General features: G+C 57.3%; 24 protein-coding genes. 23 read left to right on the top strand and 1 reads right to left on the bottom strand.

Features of this window, described 5'->3' with window-relative positions:
* Positions 1-45 precede the first annotated feature (45 nt).
* The 8 genes from G7K71_RS12620 (at position 46) to G7K71_RS12655 (ending at position 7,556) form a co-directional block, all read left to right on the top strand.
* Positions 46-1,404 carry a DUF342 domain-containing protein gene (locus G7K71_RS12620; RefSeq protein WP_166346896.1) on the top strand — a complete coding sequence of 453 codons (1,359 nt, stop codon included), beginning with the start codon at positions 46-48 and terminating at the stop codon, positions 1,402-1,404.
* 103 nt (positions 1,405-1,507) lie between these two features.
* Positions 1,508-2,017, top strand: coding sequence for a prepilin-type N-terminal cleavage/methylation domain-containing protein (locus G7K71_RS12625; protein WP_279286345.1), 510 nt, complete (start codon positions 1,508-1,510; stop codon positions 2,015-2,017).
* 16 nt (positions 2,018-2,033) lie between these two features.
* On the top strand, positions 2,034-3,098 hold the full coding sequence (pilM, locus tag G7K71_RS12630; protein WP_166346902.1) for a type IV pilus biogenesis protein PilM: 1,065 nt from the start codon (positions 2,034-2,036) through the stop codon (positions 3,096-3,098).
* Complete coding sequence (locus G7K71_RS20080; RefSeq protein ID WP_166346905.1) at positions 3,095-3,895, top strand: PilN domain-containing protein; 801 nt, start codon at positions 3,095-3,097, stop codon at positions 3,893-3,895. Before pilM ends, G7K71_RS20080 begins: the two co-directional genes overlap by 4 nt.
* A complete protein-coding gene (locus G7K71_RS12640) occupies positions 3,895-4,641 on the top strand; it encodes a type 4a pilus biogenesis protein PilO (RefSeq protein WP_243174998.1) in 747 nt (248 codons plus the stop codon). The genes G7K71_RS20080 and G7K71_RS12640 overlap by 1 nt, the downstream gene beginning before the upstream one ends.
* 82 nt (positions 4,642-4,723) lie before the next feature.
* Entirely contained in the window at positions 4,724-5,368 is a 645-nt protein-coding gene (locus G7K71_RS12645; protein ID WP_166346911.1) for a Uma2 family endonuclease, read from the top strand.
* A 95-nt stretch (positions 5,369-5,463) separates the two neighbouring features.
* Entirely contained in the window at positions 5,464-6,882 is a 1,419-nt protein-coding gene (locus G7K71_RS12650) for a TldD/PmbA family protein (protein ID WP_166346914.1), read from the top strand.
* A gap of 32 nt (positions 6,883-6,914) precedes the next feature.
* On the top strand, positions 6,915-7,556 hold the full coding sequence (locus G7K71_RS12655) for a Uma2 family endonuclease (protein ID WP_166346917.1): 642 nt from the start codon (positions 6,915-6,917) through the stop codon (positions 7,554-7,556).
* A gap of 64 nt (positions 7,557-7,620) precedes the next feature.
* Here the strand turns inward: G7K71_RS12655 and G7K71_RS12660 are convergent, their stop codons facing one another.
* The gene (locus tag G7K71_RS12660; protein WP_013823042.1) at positions 7,621-7,899 is read right to left on the bottom strand and encodes a DUF3243 domain-containing protein; all 279 of its coding nucleotides are present in this window, start codon (positions 7,897-7,899) and stop codon (positions 7,621-7,623) included.
* A 225-nt stretch (positions 7,900-8,124) separates the two neighbouring features.
* On the opposite strand from G7K71_RS12660, the gene G7K71_RS12665 reads away from it, so the two are divergent.
* From G7K71_RS12665 to G7K71_RS12735, 15 genes are all read left to right on the top strand, one after another.
* Complete coding sequence (locus G7K71_RS12665) at positions 8,125-8,337, top strand: hypothetical protein (protein WP_013823041.1); 213 nt, start codon at positions 8,125-8,127, stop codon at positions 8,335-8,337.
* A gap of 65 nt (positions 8,338-8,402) precedes the next feature.
* Positions 8,403-9,773 (top strand): TldD/PmbA family protein, encoded by a 1,371-nt coding sequence (locus G7K71_RS12670; RefSeq protein ID WP_166346920.1) that lies wholly within the window; start codon positions 8,403-8,405, stop codon positions 9,771-9,773.
* Positions 9,774-9,848: 75 nt separating this feature from the next.
* A complete protein-coding gene (gene aroQ, locus G7K71_RS12675; RefSeq protein WP_166346923.1) occupies positions 9,849-10,304 on the top strand; it encodes a type II 3-dehydroquinate dehydratase in 456 nt (151 codons plus the stop codon).
* Entirely contained in the window at positions 10,288-11,370 is a 1,083-nt protein-coding gene (locus G7K71_RS12680; protein WP_207712909.1) for a Xaa-Pro peptidase family protein, read from the top strand. Before aroQ ends, G7K71_RS12680 begins: the two co-directional genes overlap by 17 nt.
* A 59-nt stretch (positions 11,371-11,429) precedes the next feature.
* Entirely contained in the window at positions 11,430-11,987 is a 558-nt protein-coding gene (gene efp / locus G7K71_RS12685) for an elongation factor P (RefSeq protein ID WP_166346929.1), read from the top strand.
* A gap of 107 nt (positions 11,988-12,094) precedes the next feature.
* Positions 12,095-12,541 carry a CD1247 N-terminal domain-containing protein gene (locus G7K71_RS12690; protein WP_166346932.1) on the top strand — a complete coding sequence of 149 codons (447 nt, stop codon included), beginning with the start codon at positions 12,095-12,097 and terminating at the stop codon, positions 12,539-12,541.
* Positions 12,542-12,661: 120 nt separating this feature from the next.
* Complete coding sequence (locus tag G7K71_RS12695) at positions 12,662-14,341, top strand: FAD-dependent oxidoreductase (RefSeq protein ID WP_166346935.1); 1,680 nt, start codon at positions 12,662-12,664, stop codon at positions 14,339-14,341.
* Between the two features lie 117 nt (positions 14,342-14,458).
* Positions 14,459-15,469 carry a stage III sporulation protein AA gene (gene spoIIIAA, locus G7K71_RS12700; protein WP_166346938.1) on the top strand — a complete coding sequence of 337 codons (1,011 nt, stop codon included), beginning with the start codon at positions 14,459-14,461 and terminating at the stop codon, positions 15,467-15,469.
* Entirely contained in the window at positions 15,469-15,987 is a 519-nt protein-coding gene (gene spoIIIAB, locus G7K71_RS12705) for a stage III sporulation protein SpoIIIAB (RefSeq protein WP_013823033.1), read from the top strand. The genes spoIIIAA and spoIIIAB overlap by 1 nt, the downstream gene beginning before the upstream one ends.
* 16 nt (positions 15,988-16,003) lie before the next feature.
* The gene (gene spoIIIAC, locus G7K71_RS12710; protein WP_013823032.1) at positions 16,004-16,207 is read left to right on the top strand and encodes a stage III sporulation protein AC; all 204 of its coding nucleotides are present in this window, start codon (positions 16,004-16,006) and stop codon (positions 16,205-16,207) included.
* 13 nt (positions 16,208-16,220) lie between these two features.
* Entirely contained in the window at positions 16,221-16,607 is a 387-nt protein-coding gene (gene spoIIIAD / locus G7K71_RS12715; RefSeq protein ID WP_041282882.1) for a stage III sporulation protein AD, read from the top strand.
* A gap of 11 nt (positions 16,608-16,618) precedes the next feature.
* Positions 16,619-17,800: a stage III sporulation protein AE gene (gene spoIIIAE, locus G7K71_RS12720; RefSeq protein ID WP_166346941.1), complete on the top strand. Its 1,182-nt coding sequence runs from the start codon at positions 16,619-16,621 to the stop codon at positions 17,798-17,800.
* A 14-nt stretch (positions 17,801-17,814) separates the two neighbouring features.
* Positions 17,815-18,471 carry a stage III sporulation protein AF gene (gene spoIIIAF, locus G7K71_RS12725; protein ID WP_166346944.1) on the top strand — a complete coding sequence of 219 codons (657 nt, stop codon included), beginning with the start codon at positions 17,815-17,817 and terminating at the stop codon, positions 18,469-18,471.
* A 20-nt stretch (positions 18,472-18,491) separates the two neighbouring features.
* Complete coding sequence (locus G7K71_RS12730) at positions 18,492-19,130, top strand: hypothetical protein (RefSeq protein ID WP_166346947.1); 639 nt, start codon at positions 18,492-18,494, stop codon at positions 19,128-19,130.
* Positions 19,130-19,699: a SpoIIIAH-like family protein gene (locus G7K71_RS12735; protein WP_166346950.1), complete on the top strand. Its 570-nt coding sequence runs from the start codon at positions 19,130-19,132 to the stop codon at positions 19,697-19,699. The genes G7K71_RS12730 and G7K71_RS12735 overlap by 1 nt, the downstream gene beginning before the upstream one ends.
* Positions 19,700-19,731: the final 32 nt, after the last annotated feature.

The raw sequence follows: 19,731 nt of genomic DNA on the forward strand, positions 1-19,731 counted from the left end.
GGAACAGATGTTCTGTATGGAAGTGATTTGGGAGGGCGACCTGCATTGACCGGCGGGCAAAAGGGAAAATTCAAGAGCGGGCAGGTATGCCGGAGGCTTCCTGCTTTCTGGAAAAACATGCGTGCTGGAGCACAAAAAGGCGCGGCCCTGGTCACGGTGCTCCTGCTCACCCTCCTGCTCCTGGTCTTTGCCGGCTCCCTGGTCCAGCTGACCACGGTGGACAGGAGAATGTCCGCCAGCCAGGTGGCCATGACCCGGGCCCTCTACCTGGCCGAAGCCGGTGTGGAAATGATGGTCGCCCGCCTGGCCGGGAATTTTGATGCCGGGCCGCCGTCCACGCCAATCGTGCTGGGGAACGGCCAGATCTCAAAAATTACCGTGAGCCCGGTGGACGCCGGCACCAGAGAGATCCTGGCCGAGGGGCGGGCGGGCAACGCCCGCAGGGCACTCAAAGTGCGGGTGCAGCGCACGGCTGCCCCCGTCCTGCAGAACGCCCTTTGTGCCGGAAATTCCCCTAACTTAAGCGGCAACGTATCTATTAGCGGCAACTTGTTGATTAACGACAATTTGGAAACTGGCTCCAGTATAAGCCTTACCAATTCCAGGCTGGTGGTGGTGAAGGGCAATCTGGATAATGAAAATGGTAGCATCAACATTTTGTCCGGAGGCAGCCTTTTGGTGGGAGGCAACCTCTACAATAGACACGGCCGCATTGAAACACCGGGCTACCTCCAGGTAGACGGCGCCATCGATAATTCTTCAGGTACCGTGATTTTCTCCCCCGGCGGGACCTACTACACCCCTGCCACGCAATATCCGGCGGGCACGTTTATCATTCAAAATGACGGCCAGGTACCCCGGCTGGACGGCCCGCGGGAAAGTATTGCTGCCCTGGTTGAGCCGGCGGCCCGCCTGGACCCGGCGGGAAATGTGGCCGCCTACCAGGGCTATCCCCGTTTGGCCGTGACCGAACAGGGAAACAAATACGAGTTTGACTTCACCGGTAAGACTGCCGGGACCTATTACCTGGACACCGGTGGAAAGGAACTCTGGCTTGAAGGTACATACAGCGGGAAATGGGTTATTGCCGTTAAAGGGAACGTGGAGATCAGCGGCAATTTGCAGCCGGCAAATGCAAGCCGGGACGTCCTGGTTTTGATGGTGAACGGTACGGTTAGCGTACACGGGAACGAAAACGTCAGCGCCGTTATATATGCGGGGCGGTTCGAAGCTGGCGGGAGCAGTACCATCAGGGGGACGGTGGTTGCGCAATCTTTTGATGTCGGTGGTAATGCGAGCCTGATCCAGGATAATGACCTGATCCGGAATGCCGTTTCCGTGCTGCCGTCAGGCCTGGTCACGGTAAAAATAATTTCCTGGCGGGAGGAATACGATGTATTTTGATTTCCCGAACCTGCCCGTAACGTCCTGAAAGTTTGGTAACATTTCCATTTCAGGGTTTCCTTTAAAAGCAGGACTTTTTTACTTCAACCACGAAAGTATATTCATGTTTCGCCAGTTTTCGTTCCCCAAAATTATATCCTCGCCCGGGGGCTTTACTTTGCTCGAGGTTCTTGTCTCCACGGCCATCAGTGCCACCCTGCTTTTAATTGCGGTGCCCGCCGTACTCAACGATTTGAGCAAGTACGCCTTGTACATTACCGCCCGCCAGATGGCCACGGATATCCGCGGCTGGCAGCAGCAGGCCCTGACGGCCATGGATGACACGGGCACCTACCTGGTGAAGTTTGATTTCAGCCGCGAGGCCTATTATTTGATGCGCAATACTGCGGTCCTGGAAGCCAGGCGCCTGCCCGTGTACCTGGACCTGGACGAGGAATGGACAAAACCTCCCTACTACGAGCTACGCTTCAATTTAAAAGGAGTTCCCAGCACCGGGGGCAGGGTGGCCTTACGGGAAAAGCTAACCGGGAAAAGATATTACGTCATCGTAGCTCCCGTAGCCGGGAGGGTGCGTGTTTCTCCACACCCCCCTAGAAGTGAAGCGGACTACTGAACATGGAAGGTTGCCCATGCTGAAGAAAAAGAATTTCACCGCCGTGGTGATTGACGCACAGGAAATAAAGATCGCTGTTCTTTTCCGGTGCCGCCGTGGGGTGGTCTGCAGGTTGCTGCACCGCCATCCCGTCCCTGGCCTGGAAGCCTGGGAGGAAGGTAATGTGGATGAACTGGCCGCAGCTCTCAAGGCGGCCTTTAAATCTGCACCCGGAGCAGGAAGAAAGGTAATTACCGCCATCGGGGGGCAAAGAGTGATTACCCGGCAACTGCGCCTGCCGGCAATGCCCCTGAAGGAACTGGAACAGGCGGTCGTATGGGAGGCGGAGAAACTGGTGCCGCTGCCCGTCGATGAACTGGTAATCCGGCCCGTGGTGCTTGGGGAAAGCCAGAATGGAGAAAGCGGGCTGTTTCATGTCCTCCTGGTGGCCGTGAGAAAAGAACTTGTCTACCGTTATTACGAGGCCTTCGACCGGGCCGGCCTGCAGATTACGGCCATCGACCTGCATCACCTGGCCCTGTGGCGGGTCTTTCATGGCTCTTTTGGATACCCGGTTCATGACGGTGGGGTACGGGCAGTGCTGGATCTGGGTTTTTCTTCCGGTCAGTTTATCGTTTTAAAAGGACAGGAACTGGTTTATGTGCGTTCTTTGCCGGTCGAATTAGGAAGGTTGCTGCCCGCGGGCGTTTTTGAGCCGGCACCGGTAGAACCTGCACCACCCCCCGGGGGTGAGGAAATACCGGGTGGGGAAGCCGCTGCCGCTGCGGAAGATTTGTCCGGTGAATATGCCGGTTATGATGAAGCACAGTTCGAACATTTGGGGGAGCTGGTACGGGAGATCCGCCGCTCCCTGGACTTTTACCAGCTGCAGGAGCGGGACAACCCGGTGGAAACCCTTGTGGTTACCGGCGGCTTCAGCAAAATCAAGGGGTTACCTGCTTATCTGGCCGGCCAGCTGGGAATAAGGGTGGCAGCCGGTTTTCCCCGGCTGCCCTTCCGGGATGTTAAGAATCCTCCCCGGGTGCTGGACCCGGGCTTTTCCGTGGCAGTGGGCCTGGCTTTGCGGGAGGTGTTGCAGTGAATTACCGGGTTAACCTCCTGCCTGCGGAACTGCAACCCGGGCCCGTCCTGGAACCGAAACGCCTGCTGTTAATTTCCCTGGCTACCCTCACAGCAGGTGGGCTTGTTACTGCCTGTGTCTTTTGGGGTATAAATTTTCACCACATGCGTATTGAGCTGGCTGCCGTCAAGCGGCAGGTGCCCAAACTCCAGGAAACGGTTGCCCGGTTGGAGGAGCTCAAAAAACAGCGCCAGGAGCTGGAGGCGGCGTCCGGTGAACTGGAACGCCTGCTCCAGCAAAGGCACACCTGGTCCAGAATGTTGCTGGACCTCAATAAAGTGGTCCCCCGGGAAATCTGGCTGACTGCCCTGCGATTGCAGGCGGCTGAAAATATTTCAGGAGCAGGCCAGAAGGTGACCGGACCCGCCACCGCTCAAAAACCGGGTTCCGTTCCCTCCCTGCTGCAGAGCAGCCTGGAGCAGGCCGGTCGGGCAGTAGGTGATGCACTCCAGCAGGTATCCGCTCAGCCCGGGGCACCGGCAGCCGTACCGGCAGGCCAGGGCGGGGAAACCGGGCAGCCGGGGCAGGCAGGCAGCCAGGTCCGGCGCGAGGAGGGGAATGCCATTCCCCAGCCACCCGATACTTTAACCCTGGAAGGTAACACTACCTCCCTGGCCGCCGTGGGGGTATTCATTTATCACCTGGGAAAACTACCCTATTTCTCCCGGGTTGACCTGAACGAAATTAAATACGATGAGACAAAGGGCGTCACCACTTTTAGTATTTCCGCCCGCCTAAAAGGGGGCGGTGGGGGTTGATGGCACGCAGCCTGGATAAGAAGACCAGAACCATACTCATTCTTTTACTGCTGCTGGCCTTTATTTATGCCGGTTACCGTTTCGTAATAATGACCCAAATCCAGGCTTACCAGAAGACAAAAACCGAGTTGAACGAAGCCAGGGCCCTCATCTCCCGGTTGTCCGCCAGGGCCGGTTCCCTGGAAGAGGAAAAAAAGGCCCTGGAAAAGGCCAGAAAGCGTTTTCTGGAGCTGAACAACAGGTTCAACACCGATATGCAGGACGGCCAGTTTCTCGTTCAGTTCAGCCGTGTGACGGAAAAAAACCGGGTGCTGGTGTTGAAATTTAAGCCTCTGGCCATCGTGGACAGGGGATATGTGCTGGTTTTGCCTGTGGAAATAGAGCTGAGAGGTTTGTTTCCCCAGGTGACGCTGGTGATCGATTATCTGGAAAATCTCCCCAACTTCAGTGAGCTGCGCAATATTCAAATTACCCGTTATGAGCCTGAAAATGCGGGTGGACAGTCCCCGGCACTGCCCGATGGTACGGTGACGGCAAGTACGACGCTGCTGCTCTACTCCCGGCCGACTCCCGCCGGGCGCCTGCAGCTGGAGGAGGTCAGACGCTGGGCACTGGGCCGTCCCAACCCCTTCTTTTCAGGCCGGCCGCCTGTTTCTCCTGCATTGCCGGAACAGGCGGCGGAGCCGGCTGGCCGGGAGCCTGTTCCGGCGTCTGCACCGGAGCGAGCGGGAGCCAAAACAGGGTAGTTGGAAAGTGGGGATAACTCAGGGTATAATCTTGAAAAACCCGGTTCAAAACCCCGGTTGCACCGGAGGGGAGGTAAAAGCAATGTCTGAGGTCCGCGAGGCGGCTTCTCATTACCAGACCACTAAACCTTTGCCGGCGGGCAGGATCACCTTTGAGGAATTCCTGGCCTGGTGCGATGAGGACACCCGGGCGGAATGGGTGGACGGGGAGGTTATAATCTTGACGCCGGCGGCAAGTAAGCACCAGAAAATAACTATGCTTTTATCAAGTCTCTTGCGGGAATTTGCCCTGTTAAAAAATCTGGGTGAAATCTTAACCGCTCCCTTTCTGGTGCGCCTCCCCGGAACTTTACGGCGGGGACGGGAACCGGATATTCTTTTCGTCAGCAACGAAAAGCTTCCCTTTTTAAAGGAAACATACATGGATGGCGCTCCCGATCTTATTGTGGAGGTAACTTCTCCAGAAAGCCTGGTTCGGGACCGGGAAGAAAAATACGTAGAATACGAGGCCTCCGGTGTGCGGGAGTACTGGCTCATCGATCCGGACCGTCAGCAGGCGGAGTTCTTCCGGTTGGGAGAAAACGGACGCTACCGGACCATCTGGCCTGACCAGAACGGCATTTATCACTCAGAGATCCTCCCCGGTTTCTGGTTGAAGGTAGACTGGCTCTGGCAGGCCCCCCTTCCATCTGCCATTGCCTGTTTTAAAGAAATGGGCTTAATTTAGGTTATAGTAAAGAGGTATAAATTGTTAAATTTTTACTAACAATATGACATATGACTTAATATGGACTGATTAATCCCGCCAAGAGGTGATTCTTTTTGGTCGATGAACAGTTGTTAAAGGAAGTTCTGGATCTCGCCCTGGCCAGCGGGGGAGATTTTGCCGATATTTTTGTCGAGCACAAGCGGGCTACGGGTGTCGGCCTTGAAGGCGGCAAGATCGAGCGGGTTCATTCGGGCATAGATATGGGTGCCGGCATCCGCGTGATTAACGGTGATTCCACGGCCTATGCTTATACCAACGACCTGAGCCGGGAAGGCCTCCTCGAGGCCGCCCGCATTGTCAGTCATGCTTCCCGGGGGGAGAAAAAAGACTACCACCTGGACCTGCGCCGGGTGCGGCCACTGGTGGATTTTCCCGTGGTAGAGCGTCCCGATGCGGTCAAGCCGGAACGCAAGGTGGAGGCGGTCCAGGCCGCCGACCGGGCCGCCCGGGCTGTGGATGTGGAGAAAATTAAGCAGGTAATGGTGGGCTACGGGGACGTGGTCCAGAAGGTAGTCATTGCCAACAGCGCCGGTGAATATGTGGAAGACGAGCGCATCCGCACCCGCCTGATGGTGCAGGTGGTGGCTGCCGAGGGGCCGACCATTCAAACGGGTTACGAGGCCGTGGGCGGCCTGACCGGCTTTGAGCTGCTGGAGCGTTACCGCCCCGAGTCGGTGGCGGAAATCGCGGCCCGGCGGGCCGTGGAGATGCTAAAGGCGCAGCCAGCCCCCACCGGTAAAATGCCCGTGGTGATGGCCGGGGAGGCCGGAGGGACCATGGTTCACGAAGCCTGCGGCCACGGCCTGGAGGCTGATCTGGTTCAGAAGAAGCTTTCGGTTTATGCCGGCAAAAAGGGGCAAAAGGTGGCTGCCGACTTTGTTACCGTTATCGATGACGCCGGCATGGCCGGCCATTATGGTTCTTACCGCTTTGACGACGAGGGGGTGCCGGCCCGGAAAGTAACCCTGATTGAAAAAGGCGAGCTTACGGACTACATGTACGACCGGCTCACCGCTTCGCGGGAAGGGAAAGCATCCAACGGCCACGGCCGCCGGGAGTCCTACCAGCACAAACCCATCCCCCGCATGGGCAATACCTACATAGCCCCGGGCAGGATGGACCCGGAAAAGATCATCAGGGAGACAAAAAATGGTCTTCTGGTGAAGAAAATGGGCGGCGGCCAGGTGAATACCACCACCGGGGATTTTGTTTTTGACGTGGCCGAGGGGTACCTGATTCAGGACGGGGAAGTGGGCCCCATGGTACGGGGAGCAACCTTAACGGGCAATGGCCCCGAAGTGCTGCGGATTGTGGAAATGATCGGCAGAGATCTGGGCTTCACCATCGGTACCTGCGGCAAGGACGGGCAGGGGGTGCCGGTGAGCGACGCCCAGCCCACCATGGCCATCAAGGAGCTCATCGTGGGCGGCACAAGCCACGGCCGGGCCAACGGTAAGATCCGGCGCCTGTAGGGGCCGGCGGTCACAGTTAAGGGGGGACGATAATGAGCCGCCTAAAAGAAACGGCAGCAGTTTATGAAACCAGGCCCCTGCCGGAAGGCAAGATCACCTTTGAGGAGTTTTTGGCCTGGTGCGATGAAGATACCTGGGCGGAGTGGGTGGATGGGGAGGTCGTTGTATTGACGCCGGCAGCCAGAAAACATCAGAGGATATATAAATTTCTCTTGTTCTTGCTGGAGGTATTTGTCAGTAAGCATAGCCTCGGTGAAGTATTGTCTGCCCCCTTTTTGGTGCGCCTGCCCGAAATGCTGCGCCGGGGCCGGGAGCCGGATATCCTCTATGTGAGCAACGAAAAGCTGCCCTTTTTAAAGGAAACGTACATGGACGGGCCTCCCGATCTGATAGTTGAAATAACCTCTCCGGAAAGCCTGGCCCGGGACCGGGGGGAAAAGTATGTGGAATATGAGGCTGCAGGTGTTAAAGAATACTGGCTTATTGACCCGGACAGGCGGCAGGCGGAATTTTACAGGCTGGCTGAAGAAGGGCGCTACCGCACAATTCATCCAAACGAAGAGGGGATCTATCGTTCGGAGGTCATCCCCGGCTTCTGGCTGCAGGTGAACTGGCTGTGGCAGGATCCTCTTCCTTCAGTTATTGACTGTTTGAAAGAATTGGGTTTGATTTAACAAAAGGCAGGGTCCACTGCCGGACCCCGCCTTTTAACGTTTTATCTTTCCGCTTGAATTGTTCTTAAAACGCGGTATAATTTCCCGGCCGCTCCGAAACCAGCCTGGTCATCAGGTTGGCGATGACCTGTTTTTCCTGCTGGTCGGCCACCTGCCATAACTCTTTCAGCACTTTTTGTTCCGGGTTGGCCGGGGGTACGTGATCGGCCAGCACCTGACCGGCCTGCTGGGCCAGATTTACAATGCGCTCCCGGGAAATGCCCAGCTCCTCCGCAAATTCCACCGCCTGGCCGAGAAAACGTTTCCAGTTATCCCAGTCCGTGCTTACCTGGCGAATATCCAATTTTAACACTCCTTTCCTGATTACTGGCGGGGCTTGTTTCTAGTTTGTTCCTCTTTCCACCGTCTTATTCAAGAAAAGGAATACACACCTCTGTAAACAACGGCATATGGTAACAAAAGAAAAGGGAGTAAGCTTACTTTAGGCCGTAAAAGTTCAGTAAAACCGCCGTTCCTTAAGCGGGTTAACTGAACACTTACTTTAGGCCTTATCCGGGGGGTAGGCTGCATGAAAATTGGTGATATTGTGACCCGCAAGGTATGTGGGGAAGATATGCAGTTTTGCATTCTGGGTTTTTACACCAAACAGAGCACCGGAGAACGGGTGGCCATTCTGGCCATGCTGGACCCCACCACCATAGTGGAAGCTTCAGTACAGGAACTTGCCCCGGTATCCCCAAGAGGTATATTTGCTCTCACCACCAATCTTTATGTACACTAGCTGCCGGCAGGCAGTTTTTTTGTTGGGCTCTAAAGGAATAGGCTGGCGGTTATTGAATAATACTTATGTTGACGTGGAAAGGAGTGGGATTTGCGTTGGCCGACTTTCTGGAAATTGCCCGGTTTGCCCTGCAGCGGGCCGCCAGCCTGGGGGCCGGCCAGGTTGAAGCCTACCTGAATGCCGGCAAGGAACTGGTCGTTGAAGTACGGGACGGGCAGGTAGAAACCATGAAACTGGCGCAGGATCGTGGTCTGGGCCTGCGGGTGATGGTCGGCAACAGTGCCGGATTTGCCTTTACCACCGACCTTACCAGAACGGCTGTGGAAGATATTGTGCGCCAGGCGGTAAGCAATGCCGCCAGTGCGGCCCCCGATCCTTACCGGGTGCTGCCAGAACCCGCTTCCGCCTACCCCGAACTGGACCTCTATGACCCGGCCATCCGGAAGGCCACCGTGGAAGAAAAAATCGAGCTGGCCCGGGCCATGGAAAGGGCGGCCCGGGATTTTGATCCCCGGGTTAAAATTATTGAAAGTGCCGCCTACCATGACGCTGAAGTAGAGGTTACCCTGGTCAACAGCCGGGGCATTGAGGCCACTTACCGGAGCGCTTACTGCGGCCTTTATATGTCGCTGGTCGCTGAAGAAAACAACGACAGCCAGACGGGCTTTGCCATGGATTACCGCCTGCAGTATGATCAGTTGAATCCCGTCAAAGTAGGGCGGGAAGCCGCAGAGCGGGCCGTACGCATGCTCGGGGCCAAACCGGTGAGCACCCGGCGGGCGGCGGTAATCCTGGAGCCCTACGTGGTCACGGGCTTTTTGGGCCTTCTGGGTCCCGGGCTTACTGCCGAAGCGGTGCAGAAGAACCGGTCGCCCTTTGCCGGTAAGGTGGGGCAGGAGGTGGCCTCCCCGCTGGTGAACATCATTGACGACGGCGCCCTGGCCGGGGGTATTGCTTCCGCTCCTTTTGACGGCGAAGGCGTGCCCACAGGCCGTACGGTCTTGATTGAAGGCGGAATTTTGCGCGGCTTTCTGCATAATACTTACACTGCCGCCAGAGACGGCGTCAAATCCACCGGCAACGGGGTGCGCGGCTCCTTTAAAAGCCCCCCGGAAGTGGGGACGACCAACTTTTTCATCCAGCCGGGAACCATTTCCCCGGAGGACCTCATCCGCGACACGCAACAGGGACTGTATGTAACCGAAGTATTGGGGATGCACACGGCCAACCCCATTTCCGGCGATTTTTCCGTAGGCGCGGCGGGGATTTTAATTGAAAACGGGCAGCTTACCCGTCCTGTACGGGGCGTAGCCATAGCCGGCAATCTTCTTGATTTACTCAAGCAGGTGGATGGCGTAGCCAGTAATCTGACCTTTTTTGGGGGGCGGGGGGCACCGGCCATCAGGGTGGCCGGAATGTCCATCAGCGGCCACTAACAACAGGCTTTGCAATTATTCTGGGTTATGGTAAAATTTTTTTTGCGATCCTCTTCTGGCAGGACGGTGCTCCGGGTGAAAATACTGGTTCTAAATGGTCCCAATCTAAATTTATTAGGGCGCCGGGAACCCCAGGTTTACGGCGCCCTTACCCTGGACGAGATCAATGCTTCCCTTGAACAGCTGGCCGGGGAACTGGGGGTGGAGGTAACCTTTTACCAGTCCAACCACGAAGGCGAACTGGTGGACAGGCTCCACCGGGCAGTGGGTAAAGAGGATGCGGTGGTTTTTAACCCCGGTGCCTATACCCATTACAGCCTGGCCTTGCGGGATGCGGTGGCCGCCACTGGCTTGCCGGTAATCGAAGTGCATCTTTCCAATATCTATGCCCGGGAAGAATTCCGCCACCATTCAGTAATTGCCCCGGTAGCCGCCGGTCAAATCAGCGGCCTGGGTGTGCTCGGTTACCGGTTGGCCCTCAGGGCCGCGGTGGAGCTGGCACGAAGCAGGGGGCATGGACGTGCAGGGTAGGATTGAACGTCTGCTGGCCAGGCTTGCTCAAGAAAATGTGGACGCCTTTTTGGTGATGCGCCCGGAAAACCGGTTTTACTTAAGTGGCTTTACCGGTTCCGCCGGTGCCCTGGTGGTTACTCCCCGGCAGGTTTATTTTCTGGCCGATTTCCGCTATTTTGAGCAGGCGCGGGAACAGTGCCCCCTTTGTCAGGTGGTAGGGTTTAAGGAATCCCTTTATGATGCACTGGCTGAAAAACTACCCCAGTGGGGGGTCAGCCGGCTGGGTTGTGAAGGAGATTTCCTTACTTATAAACAGGTAGTCACCCTCCAGGAGAAGCTGGAAAACATCCCGGTCACCCCCCTCTACGGTCTGATCGAGGAATTAAGGCAGGTCAAGGACCCCGGGGAAATTGAACTTCTGTCCCGGGCGGTGGCTCTGGCCGACCGGGCTTTTGAGCATATCCTTGACTACCTGAAACCCGGGGTTACCGAATGGGATGTGGCCGTGGAGCTGGAATGTTTTATGCGCCGCCTGGGTGCCCGTAAAAGCGCTTTTGATACTATTGTAGCTTCCGGCCCACGGGGAGCTCTGCCCCATGGTGTGGCTTCCCACCGGGTCATTTGCGAGGGGGATCTGGTCACCATGGACTTCGGCTGCCTGTACCGGGGCTATAATTCCGATCTCACCCGCACGGTGGTGGTGGGCTCTCCTGCTCCCCGTCAGGAGGAAATCTATCGCCTGGTGCTGGCCGCCCAGCGGGCCGCTCTGGCGGCCGTGCGGGCCGGTGTGAAGGCCTGTGAGGTTGACCGGGCGGCCCGGGAAGTGATTGCCTCCGCCGGTTACGGGGAAAACTTCGGCCACAGCACCGGCCACGGCGTGGGCCTGGCGGTACACGAAGATCCTTCCGTTTCTAAAAAGAATGAAACTGTGCTCCAGCCGGGCATGGTCATCACCGTGGAACCGGGCATTTACCTTCCGGGATGGGGCGGCGTACGGATTGAGGATATGGTGGTGGTGGAGGAACAGGGGTGCCGTATCCTCACCCGTGCCCCGAAGGACCCCCTGCCCGTTGTTCCCGTGTAAATATTCAGCAAAACTGTGTTTCCGTTTAATGAAATATTTTAAAGGAGGTTTGGCTGAAGGTGATTTCCACCAACGACTTCCGAACCGGATTAACCATTGACCTGGACGGCGAAGTGTTCCAGGTGATTGAGTTCCAGCACGTCAAACCGGGGAAAGGGGCGGCATTCGTCCGGTCAAAGCTCAAAAACCTGCGTACCGGGGCGGTAATTGAAAAGACCTTTAACGCCGGCGAAAAAATACCCCGGGCCCACGTGGAGCGGCGGGAAGTCCAGTACCTTTACAATGACGGGACCAGCTACAACTTTATGGATATGGAAACCTTTGACCAGTTTTCCCTGACCAGGGAACAGCTGGGCGATGCAATCAACTTCTTGAAAGAAAATATGACCATCAACCTCCTCATGTTCCAGGGTAAGTCAATTGGCGTGGATTTACCCAACTTTGTGGAGCTGAAAGTGGTGGACACGCCCCCGGGCATCAAGGGAGACACCGCCTCCGGAGGCTCCAAGCCGGCCACCCTGGAAACCGGATATGTCGTCCAGGTTCCCTTCTTTATCGAAGTGGGAGATGTTTTGCAAATCGACACCCGCACCGGTCAATATATCAAGCGGGCGTGAATGTTCAGCAAAACCGTTCCCCAGGAAATATATGTTTAAAACCCCCGGAAAAGAGCAATACTATAACAGTCCAGTTGGGTACTCATCAAACCAAGGGGGGTTTTGTAATGGAGGACCTGAAATCCAGGGTGGCTTACCTGCAGGGCCTTTCCGCGGGTATGGACCTTGAAAAGGAAAGTAAGGAGGGCCGGTTGCTTTCAAGCATCATCGATGTTCTCGGTGACTTTGCCAGTTCCTTTAACGAACTGCAGGAGGCCCAGGAACAGCTTGAGGACTACCTGGAAAGCATTGATGAAGATCTTTACTCCCTGGAAGACGAGATTTATGACGGCCGCCCGGGCATGGATGATGACGATTACATGGAAGTGGAATGCCCGCGCTGCGGTGAAATCGTTTGCTTTGACCGGGACATTGTCGATGACGAGGACGTAATTGAAGTAACCTGTCCCAATTGCGATGAGGTAGTCTTCGTTAATGACGACACCTATGCCTCTGCCGATGAGCCCGAGCTGATTGAAGGGCGCACGCAGGTGGAGCACGACGATGACCTTTAGGGTTCCGGTAATGCCGGAACCTTTTCTATTTAAGGGTAGCTGAGGACGACATACCCCTTGACTTCCGGCTAAAGGCGGGTTTACAATAGGCCAGAGATTTCAAGGGAGGCGGATGACACCATGAGCAAAATTGTCATTATCGGTGGTGTGGCGGCAGGCCCCAAGGTGGCGGCCCGGGCCCGGCGGCTCATGCCGGATGCCGAGATCACCATTATTGAACGGGGCCGCCTTATTTCCTATGCCGGATGCGGTATGCCCTTTTATGTCGGCGGTCAAATCAAGGACTTTAACCAGTTATTCAGTACATCTTATGGAGTAATCAGGGACGAGCACTATTTTATGAACGAAAAAGGGGTAAAAGTGCTCACCCGTACCGAGGCCAGGGCCATTGACCGGCAGAAGAAGGAAGTGACGGTGACCAACCTGGATACCGGGGAAACCTGCACCATCCCCTATGACAAGCTGGTGCTGGCCACGGGATCCAGCCCGGTAGTTCCCCCCATACCCGGCCTGGATTTAAAGGGCGTCCACCGGCTCAATCACCCCGATGACGCCCGGCAGATTGTGGAGCAGCTGGAAGGGGTCAGTGAGGCGGTAATTGTGGGGGCGGGCCTGATTGGTATGGAGGCAATGGAGGCCCTGCTCAAGCGGAAGATCTTTGTTTCGGTGGTAGAACTCAAGGAGCAGATTTTGCCCGGGGTGCTGGATCCCGACCTGGCGTCGGTACTGGCCTATCGCCTGGAAGAGGAAGGCGTGGAATTCCACCTGGGCAAGAAGGTCTTGCGCCTGGAGGGAGATGAAGAGGGCCATGTCACCGGGGTGGTGACCGACGGCGGTACGCTGGATGCCCAGATGGTTATTGTGGCCGTAGGGGTGCGGCCCAATGTGGAGCTGGCCCGGGCTGCCGGCCTCACCATTGGCGAGACGGGAGCTATTGCGGTAAATGAATACCTCCAGACCAGCGACCCGGACATCTACGCCGTGGGAGACTGCGTGGAAAACCTACACCTGGTTTCCGGGCGCAAGGTGTATATTCCCCTGGCTTCCACGGCCAACCGCCAGGGCCGGGTGGCGGGGGACAACGTGGCCGGCCGGAAGAGCAAGTTCAAGGGGGTGCTGGGCACGTCAGTGCTGAAAGTTCTGGGCTGGAACGTAGGCCGTACCGGGCTGGGCGAGCAGCAGGCCCGGGATCTGGGTTACGATGTAATTACTGCCATCAACGCCACCCATGACCGCACCCACTACTACCCCGGTCACGACAACCTGCTCATTAAACTGGTGGTGGATAAAAAGAGCCGCAAACTACTGGGCGCCCAGGCCATTGGTGGCGGTGACGCCATTAAACGCATTGACGTGGTGGCTACGGCTTTGCACTTCGGGGCTACGGCTGACGACCTGTTTGATGTGGATCTGGGTTATGCCCCGCCCTTCAGCACCCCCATCGATGCGATTCAGCACGCGGCCAACATTGTGCGCAATAAGGTGGACGGCCTGGCCCGGACCATCACTGCCCGGGAGCTCAAGGAAAAGCTGGAGCGGGGCGACGATTTTATCCTGCTGGATGTGCGCACCCCGGAACAATTCAACTACCGGCACATTGAAGACGACCGGGTGATGCTGGTGACCCTGGGCGACCTGCGCCGCCGCATTGACGAAATTCCCCGGGACAAGGAAATCGTTACCCTTTGCGCCCTGGGCGTGCGGGCCTATGAAGCCATGCGCACTTTAAGCGGGGCCGGCTTCAAAGACGTAAAATTCCTGGAGGGCGGCCTTCAGGGCTGGCCCTACGAGCTGGAATAAAACCTGGATTTTTTGGACCCTTCACGTGTTGTGGAGGGTTCTTTTTTTTGACAATTTTTTGGGGTATAAAAACTTGTCCTTTCAAATATCTATGGACTGAAGAAGGAGGGACAAACCATGGCCACTGCGCCTTTGCTTCGACCGGTCAAATCCAGCAAAAGCCATCCCGTGGAAGAAGTGTTGCCGGTGCTACCGGTTCAGCTGCGCAATCTGATTGCCGGGCTGCCCCCGGAAGTCCTGGAACGGCTGGAGGAAATTCGCCTGCGCCAGGAGCGGCCCCTGGCCCTGGGACTGGTTCACAAGGATGCCTTCCTCAGCCCGGAGGGAAACCTGGTGAGCAGCCCGGAACAGGCCTACCGGGTCAGCGCCGGCGACCTGGAACGTACCCTCCAGCTCGTTACCGGTTCATCCCTTTATGCCCTGGAAGAGGAACTGCGCAACGGGTACATCACCCTTCCCGGCGGGCACCGGGTCGGCCTGGCCGGGCGGGCGGTTATGGAAGGGGGGCGGGTGAAAACCTTAAAGTACATAAGTTCCCTCAACATCCGTATTTCCCGGGAAGTGCCTGGGCTGGCCACCCCCCTCCTGCCGCACCTCATTGACCGCCGGCTGAAAAGCATTTATCACACGCTGATCTTTTCCCCACCCCGCTGCGGGAAGACCACCCTGCTGCGGGATATCATCCGCCAGCTCAGCAACGGTGCGCCGGAGCTTGACCTGCCCGGCCTGACCGTGGGAGTGGTTGACGAGCGTTCCGAGCTGGCCGGCTGCTACCGGGGGGTGCCGCAGCGGGACGTGGGGGTGCGTACCGATGTTCTGGACGGTTGCCCCAAGGCCGAAGGCATGATCATGCTGCTGCGTTCCATGGCTCCCCAGGTGATTGCCACCGACGAGATCGGGAGAGACGAGGATATCGCCGCCCTGGAGGAAGTGTTCCATGCGGGAGTGCGCGTACTGGTTACCGTCCATGGTGCTTCCCTGGCCGAACTGGCCGCCCGGCCGGCCCTGCAGCATCTCTTCAAGCTTAAGGTAATCCAGCGCTTTGTCCTTTTGGGTCGTTCCCGGGGTGTGGGTACGGTGGAGGACATCCTGGATGGTCAGACCATGCGTTCCCTGGGGGTGAGGTGATGCTGAAGATCCTTGGATGTGCCCTGATCCTCCTGGCCGGTGGCGGGGCAGGGATGACCATGGCCGGGCATTATGCCCGGCGGCCGCGGGACCTGCGCAGTTTGCAGGCTGCCTTAAAGATGCTGGAAACGGAGATCACCTATACCGCCACTCCCCTGCCCGAAGCCCTGGGCCGGGTGGCGGAGCGGGCGGGCCCGCGGGTGGCTTTGCTGTTTAACCGTGCCAGGGAAGAGCTCCTGTCCCCCTCGGGCCGTACGGCGCGGGAGGCCTGGGAGAGCGCCCTGAAAGCCTTTTATCCCACCAGCGCCCTGGTGCCTTCCGATCTGGCCGTTCTCCGGCAGCTGGGTCCGGCCCTGGGTATTTCCAGCGTACAGGACCAGAGCAAACACCTGCACCTGGCCATGGAGCAGCTGGGCGTGGAAATGGTGCGGGCTGAAGAAGAAGCCTCCCGTTATGTCAGGCTCTGGAACTACCTGGGCTTTCTCGGCGGGTTGGCCCTGGTTCTGATGTTGTATTGAAAAAGGGGGGAGCCATATGGGCTACGATATCAGTTTAATTTTTAAGATTATCGGCATTGGAATTCTCGTCGGGGTTGCCCACTACGTCCTGAAAAATTCCGGAAAGGAGGATTATGCCGTTATTGCTACCCTGGGCGGTCTGGGTATTGTGCTCATCTGGGTGGTGCAGCTTTTGGGCGGTTTCTTTGACCAGGTAAGGTCGGTGTTCAAGTTGTTTTAGAGGGGTGGCACCGGTGGAGATCATGCAGATTGTCGGCCTGGGGATAGTGGCGGCGGTACTGGCGGTAACCATCCGGCACAACAAACCGGAAATGGCCATGCTTTTAAGCATTGCTGCAGGGATTATCCTCTTCATGATGGTCCTGGGCAAGATTGGCGCGGTAATTGACGTGCTCAGGGAGCTTTCCACCCGGGCCAATTTAAATATGGTTTACCTGGGGACAATCCTCAAAATTGTGGCCATAGCCTATATTGCCGATTTTGGTGCCCAGATCTGCCGGGATGCCGGTGAGGGGGCAGTGGCCTCCAAAATTGAATTTGCGGCCAAGGTGCTCATCCTTGTCCTGGCAGTGCCTATAATGATCGCCGTGCTCCAGTCCCTGTTAAAACTGGTACCCTGAGGTGATAGGGGATGCTCCGGCCTTTCTGGTTTTGCGTGTTCTGTGTGGTATTGTTATTCTTTCCCGCTGCCGCCCTGGCTTTACCGGGGGATTTACCGGAATCTACTTCTTCCCTGGAGCCGGTGCAAAAGGCACTGGATATCAGCGGGGTGGAGGATTACATAAACACCCTGGATGCGGAAATTAAAGATGCCATTCCCGGGTTTAACTTTAAAGAAATGGTCATGAAATTAATCCGTGGAGAAATTGATTTGAGCGCCGGGGAACTCTTTCGCAGCCTCCTTTCCTATTTGTTTCGCGAGGTGGTGGCCAATTCCGCCCTCCTGGGCAAACTGGTCGTCCTGGCCATAATATGCGTGGTACTGCAAAATTTTACCGCCGCCTTTGACCGGGGGACCACCGGCCAACTTACCCATACCGTCACCTACCTGGTGCTGGTTACTATTGCCATTGGTTCCTTTGCCCTGGCGGTGCAGACCGGCAGGGAAGTGGTGGACAAGATGGTCACCTTCATGCAGGCCTTGATGCCCGTATTGCTCACCCTGCTGGTGGCCCTGGGCGGGGTGGCCTCGGCGGCCATCTTTCACCCCGTGATTCTGGTCAGCATCACCTTTTTGGGAACCCTGATCAAGAACGTGGTTCTGCCCCTGGTTTTCTTTTCCGCCGTGCTGGGACTGGCCAGTCACCTTTCCCCCCGCTTTAAGGTTTCCGGCCTGGCCGGCCTGTTGCGGGGTGCAGCGGTGGGGCTTTTAGGGATAATGGGGACGGTTTTCCTGGGCCTTTTAGCCATCCAGGGGGTGGCCGGGGCTGTAGGGGATGGAGTGGTCTTGCGCACGGCCAAGTTTTCCCTGGACGCCTTCATCCCGGTAGTGGGAGGAATGTTTTCCGATGCCCTGGAGGCAGTGATCAGTTCTTCCCTGCTGATTAAAAATGCCCTGGGTATTGCCGGTGTGGTGGCAGTGGTGATGATCATGACCCTGCCGCTGGTCAAGCTCTTTTCCCTGGCTTTTATTTATAAACTGGCCGGGGCGTTGATTCAACCGGTGGACGATTCCCAGGTGGTGGCCTGTCTTTCCGACCTGGGCAACAGCATAATCATCATCTTCGCCACAGTGGCCACGGTGGGCTTACTCTTTTTCTTTGCCATTGCCATCCTGGTAGGGGTGGGCAACCTTACCGTCATGCTGCGTTAGGGGGGAGGGATGATGTGGAACTCGTCCGCAACCTGGTCCAGAACCTGATTATTATTGTAGTCCTGGCGGTTTTTCTGGAAATGCTGCTGCCGGCCGGCGACATGCGGCGCTATGTGAAAATGGTTATGGGGCTGTTAATTATCGTGGTGGTTTTGCAGGCTATAGGGGGGGTGGTGCGGGGGGAATGGCAGCACGACCTGCCGGAACCGGCTTTAACCGGTACTCCGCCAGGAGTTCCGGATCTGACGGATATTATGGCTGCCGGCCAGCGTTTAAAAGACGGGCACCAGCAAAAAGCCCTGGAAGAGTACCGGCAGGGCCTCTCCCGCCAGATCGCCGCCCTGGCAGGTTTAAACAAGGAGGTACAGGTGGTAAAAGCACAGGTGGAGGTTTATAGTGATCCCCGGGACAGGCGTTTTGGACAAATCCGGGAGGTGCATCTTTTACTGGCCGCGGCCTCCCCTGGTACCCGGGAAAAGGGGGCCGGGCGGGATGACCCTTTAGTGGACCCGGTAACCATTGATGTGGGCGGCCGGGGTCTATCAGGGAATGATGTTACGGGTTTGAAACCAGGGCCGGAGGCGGAAAGGGCGGCGGGACAGCTGGCCAAAACGGTAGCCAATTTCTATAATCTCTCGCCTGAACAGGTTAAGGTGCACTGGGTGAGTTAATCTTAGGGAGGTCGGTGAAGGTGTCTATCTGGGATGCATGGAAGAAATTTCTTGGAAACCGGGAGGAAGGGGATCTCCCTCCGAAAATGACGCGGCGCCAGCTCGGGGTACTGGGCGGCCTGGTTGCCCTGGGGGTAGTCCTGCTCCTTTTGGGGAGTGTAAGCTTTCCGGCAAAAGGAAAACCGCCGGTGAATGAAGGGAACCATCCCCCCCAGGAGAGCCTGGCCAAACAACCGGGTGACTCGAATATGGCCCGCCAGGAGGCAGCCCTGGAGGAAAAGCTGCGGGAAATGCTTGGACAAGTAGAGGGGGCCGGTAAGGTGGAGGTAACAGTGCGCCTGGCCAGTTCCAGCCGGGAGGAATATGCCGTGAACACCACCACCGGGCGCAAAACCACCCAGGAAAAGGACCAGGCGGGGGGGACCAGGGTAACCAGTGAAGATACCGGTAGCGACCAGCTGGTTTTAATCCGTTCCGGCCAGGGGGAAATACCGGTGGTGGAACAGGAAATTGCCGCCCGGGTGGCGGGAGTGCTGGTGGTGGCCGATGGAGCCCGGGATCCCCTGGTGAAGGCCCGGCTTTTCCAGGCCGTGCAGGTGGCCCTGGGTATTGAACCGCAAAAAATCCTGGTATTACCGCGGGAAAGGGGAGAGATTTAATGCATACCATCCTGATCCAGAAACGAATCCTTCTGGCCTTCTTGCTGGGCCTGCTGGGATTGACATTGCTTGTTCTGGGCTGGCAGGGTGCTCCCGGGCAGATGAAACGGCAGGATGACGGTGCACCGGTGTCAGCAAATAATATGCCTGCCGCCCGGGGGACAGCAGCGGGAACTGTGCCGGGGCCGCCCCGGCAGGTTCAGGATGTGTCCCGGGATGGAGCGGCCTTTTTTGTGGAGTATCGCCTGGACCGGGAGCGCACCAGGGGCCAGCAGCTGGAACTGCTCCGGGAAATTATCAGCAACCCCCAGGCGGCGGCCGAAACCCGCAGGACCGCCCAGGAGCGGCTGCTGGCCATCAGCCAGAGCATGGCCCGGGAAGTTGAGGTGGAAAATCTAATCCGGGCCAAGGGCTTCAAGGATGCCGCCGTCTGTCTGGATGACCGGGGTGCCACCGTGGTAGTCCAGGCGGCCCGCATCTCCCCCGAGGAGGCCACCCGCATTGCCGAACTGGTGTCCCGGGGTGCCGGGGTACCGGAACAGGATGTGGTGATTATTCCCAGGCCGTAGTGAACCTCCCCCGGGCTTGTCCCGGGGGAGGT

This window comes from Desulfofundulus sp. TPOSR, from assembly GCF_011393055.1.
Classification (GTDB): domain Bacteria; phylum Bacillota; class Desulfotomaculia; order Desulfotomaculales; family Desulfovirgulaceae; genus Desulfofundulus; species Desulfofundulus kuznetsovii.